Source organism: Streptomyces sp. NPDC002690 (assembly GCF_053592415.1).
Genome location: NZ_JBSFVR010000522.1, coordinates 1 through 3,806 on the forward strand (window position 1 = coordinate 1; position 3,806 = coordinate 3,806).

The window sequence follows — 3,806 nt, forward strand, 5'->3', positions numbered from 1 at the left end:
CCCGGCCGGCGCGGCCCGCCCGGCCGGGACCGCGCCGGGCCCGCACGCCGGGGCCACGCGGACAGCGACCGCCGCGCACACGGCGGGCATCGAAAACGTTGTCAGCGTCCGGCCGCGCGTGCGCACGGTTTCGGCCCCGCGCGCGACGGCCACGGGTGAGCGCCGTTGTTCCCACCGCTCTCACCGGGGCAGAGTGTCGCCCCACGAGGTGACTGCCTCATACAACCGGCCCGGACGGACGGAACCCCACGCGTGACGGAGCACCCCACCTCCCACGAAGGCCACCGGCCTCTCGCCGCCCGGCCGCAGGAACGCACCCGGCCCCGGCAGCAGGACGCCGCACCGGGCACCGCGGTACCCGCGGCCATCCCCGGACCGGCCGGAGCGCCCAGAGCCTCCGCCGCCGCCCCGGCCGTCGGCGTGCCCGACCCGCAGGCGGCGTCGCGGCGCGAGGGCGACCGGCTGCGGTTCGTCGGCGCGGCCACCCGCCGGATCGCCCGGGGCATCGATCTCGACGAGATCGTGCTCGGCCTCTGCCGGGCCAGCGTGCCGACCTTCTGCGACGAGATCCTCATCTACCTGCGCGATCCGCTGCCCGTGGGCGACGAGCGGCCGGTGGAGCCGTTCGTGCTGCGGCTGCGCCGCAGCGACCGGCTCCGGCTGACGGAGGAGGAGCCCGACGGGCTCCACGACCCCGAGCGGCTCAGGCCGCCGGCGATCGACCCGGGGGCCGATCTGCTGCCCGTCGCGGAGCTCTGCGAAGTCCACACCGGCGGCGCGCTCGGCGAGGTGCTGCGCGGCGTACGCCCGGTCTTCGGCGACAACGCGGCGGCCCGGGCGGCCCTGCCCGAGCTGCTGGGCTCCGGGCGGCCCGCACCCACCGGCCACCGCGCGATCCTCGCCCCCCTGCGCGGCCGGCGGCGGGTCATCGGCTCGGCGGTCTTCCTGCGCACCACCGACCGCGCACCGTTCGAGGCGAACGACCTGCTGGTCGCGGCGCAGCTCGCCACCCACACCGCGCTCGGCATCGACAAGGCCGTCCTCTACGGGCGTGAGGCGTACATCGCGGACGAACTCCAGCGCACCATGCTGCCGGACTCCCTGCCGCAGCCCACCGGGGTACGGCTCGCCTCCCGCTACCTCCCGGCCGCCGAGACGGCCCGGGTGGGCGGCGACTGGTACGACGCGATCCCGCTGCCCGGCAGCCGGGTCGCGCTGGTCGTCGGCGACGTCATGGGGCACTCGATGACCTCGGCCGCGATCATGGGGCAGCTGCGCACCACGGCGCAGACGCTGGCCGGTCTCGACCTGCCGCCCCAGGAGGTCCTGCACCACCTGGACGAGCAGGCGCAGCGGCTCGGCGAGAACCGCATGGCGACCTGCCTGTACGCGGTGTACGACCCGGTCGCGCACCGCATCACCGTCGCCAACGCCGGCCATCCGCCGCCCGTGCTGCTGCACCTCGGCGGCCGTGCGGAGGTGCTCGACGTGCCGCCGAACGCCCCGATCGGGGTGGGCGGGGTCGACTTCGAGGCGGTGGAGCTGGAGGCGCCGGCGGGCGGCACGCTGCTGCTGTACACGGACGGGCTCGTGGAGTCGCGGCTGCGGGACGTGTGGACCGGCATCGAGCTGTTGCGGGAGCGGCTCGCCACGACCGCCCGGCTCACCGGTCCGGACCACGCGCCGCCGCTGGAGGCGCTCTGCGACGACGTGCTCGACATGCTCGGTCCGGGCGACCGGGACGACGACATCGCGCTGCTGGCGGCCCGCTTCGACGGGATCGCGCCGAACGACGTGGCGTACTGGTCGCTGGATCCTGAGGACTCGGCGCCGAGCCGGGCGCGCAAGCTGGCCCGGGGTGCGCTGGAGCGCTGGGGCATGGACGCCGACCTCTCGGACGAGGTGGAGCTGCTGGTCAGCGAGGTGGTCACCAACGCCGTCCGGTACGCCGAGCGGCCGGTGAGCCTGCGGCTGCTGCGGACCGACATCCTGCGCTGCGAGGTCGGCGACGACTCTCCGCAGCTGCCGCGGCAGCGCCGGGCCCGGGAGACGGACGAGGGCGGGCGCGGACTGTTCCTGGTGAACCGGCTGGCCCGGCGGTGGGGGGCGACGCGGCTGTCCTCGGGCAAGGTGGTCTGGTTCGAGATGGCGACCGGGGGACAGTAGGGGAGCGGAAGAGGGGTGCACCGACCCGGTCCCGGGCCGGTGCAAATGTTGCCGACCCCGGAGCCGCGGAGTTGACTCGGTTCCGGACGAAGCGGCCTGACCCCACCCCCACACCGACGGGAGGACGCTCGTGACCGAGGAGACCCGCAAGCTTCCGTACACCACGAACAATGCCGGGATTCCGGTGGAGAGCGACGAACATTCGCTCACCGTCGGTGCGGACGGCCCGATCCTGCTCCAGGATCACTATCTGATCGAGAAGATGGCCCAGTTCAACCGTGAACGGGTCCCCGAGCGGGTGGTGCACGCCAAGGGATCGGGGGCGTACGGCACGTTCGTCGTGACCAACGACGTGAGCCAGTTCACCAAGGCGGACCTGTTCCAGCCGGGCAAGCGCACCGACATGCTGGCGCGGTTCTCCACGGTCGCCGGTGAGCAGGGCTCCCCCGACACCTGGCGCGACCCCCGCGGCTTCGCGCTGAAGTTCTACACCGAGCAGGGCAACTACGACATGGTCGGCAACAACACGCCGGTCTTCTTCGTACGGGACCCGATGAAGTTCCAGGACTTCATCCGCTCGCAGAAGCGCCGCCCCGACAACGGGGTGCGCGACCACGACATGCAGTGGGACTTCTGGACCCTCTCCCCGGAGTCCGCCCACCAGGTCACCTGGCTGATGGGCGACCGGGGCATCCCGAAGACGTACCGGAACATGGACGGCTTCAGCTCGCACACCTACATGTGGGTGAACGCCGGCGGGGAGCGCTTCTGGGTGAAGTACCACTTCCAGACCGACCAGGGCATCGACTTCTACACGCAGGCCGACGCCGACGCGATGGCCGGGACCGACGGTGACGTGCACCGCCGGGACCTGTTCGAGGCGATCAGGCGCGGCGACCACCCGAGCTGGACGCTGCGGGTCCAGATCATGCCGTTCGAGGACGCGCCGGACTACCGGTTCAACCCGTTCGACCTGACCAAGGTGTGGCCGCACGGCGACTACCCGCTGACCGAGGTCGGCCGGATGACGCTGAACGAGAACCCCGAGGACTTCTTCGTCCACATCGAGCAGGCGTCCTTCGAGCCGTCGAACCTGGTGCCCGGCATCGGCCCGTCCCCGGACAAGATGCTGCTCGGCCGGCTCTTCTCCTACCCGGACACGCACCGCTACCGGATCGGCCCGAACTACGCGCAGCTCCCGCCGAACCGGCCCCGGCACGGCGTGAACTCGTACTCCAAGGACGGCCCGATGCGGTACGAGCCCTCGCGTACGGGAGCGGTGTACGCACCGAACTCGTACGGCGGCCCGGACGCGGACACCGCCCGGTTCGGCGACCCCGCCGGGTGGGCGACGGCCGGCGAGATGGTCCACGAGGCGTACAAGCTGCACAGCGAGGACGACGACTGGGGCCAGGCGGGCACACTGGTGCGCCAGGTCCTGGACGACGCGGCGCGGGACCGGCTGGTCTCGAACATCTCCGGCCATCTGCTCGACGGTGTGAGCGCCCCGGTGCTGGAGCGCGCGCTCCAGTACTGGCGCAATGTCGACAAGGACCTCGGCGACCGGGTCGCGAAGAAGGTCAACGGCGGCTGACGGGCCGCACACGGGTGAGGGGCGGTACCGGAAGTGATCCGGTACC

The 3,806-nt window shown here is 72.6% G+C and carries 2 protein-coding genes; both read left to right on the forward strand.

Going from position 1 to position 3,806, the window contains the following annotated elements:
- The first annotated feature begins 252 nt into the window (after positions 1-252).
- Positions 253-2,166 (forward strand): ATP-binding SpoIIE family protein phosphatase, encoded by a 1,914-nt coding sequence (locus ACWD3D_RS34480; protein WP_451464635.1) that lies wholly within the window; start codon positions 253-255, stop codon positions 2,164-2,166.
- A 130-nt stretch (positions 2,167-2,296) separates the two neighbouring features.
- Positions 2,297-3,760, forward strand: a complete 1,464-nt coding sequence (locus ACWD3D_RS34485; RefSeq protein WP_451464636.1) for a catalase — start codon at positions 2,297-2,299, stop codon at positions 3,758-3,760.
- The last annotated feature ends 46 nt before the right edge of the window (positions 3,761-3,806 follow it).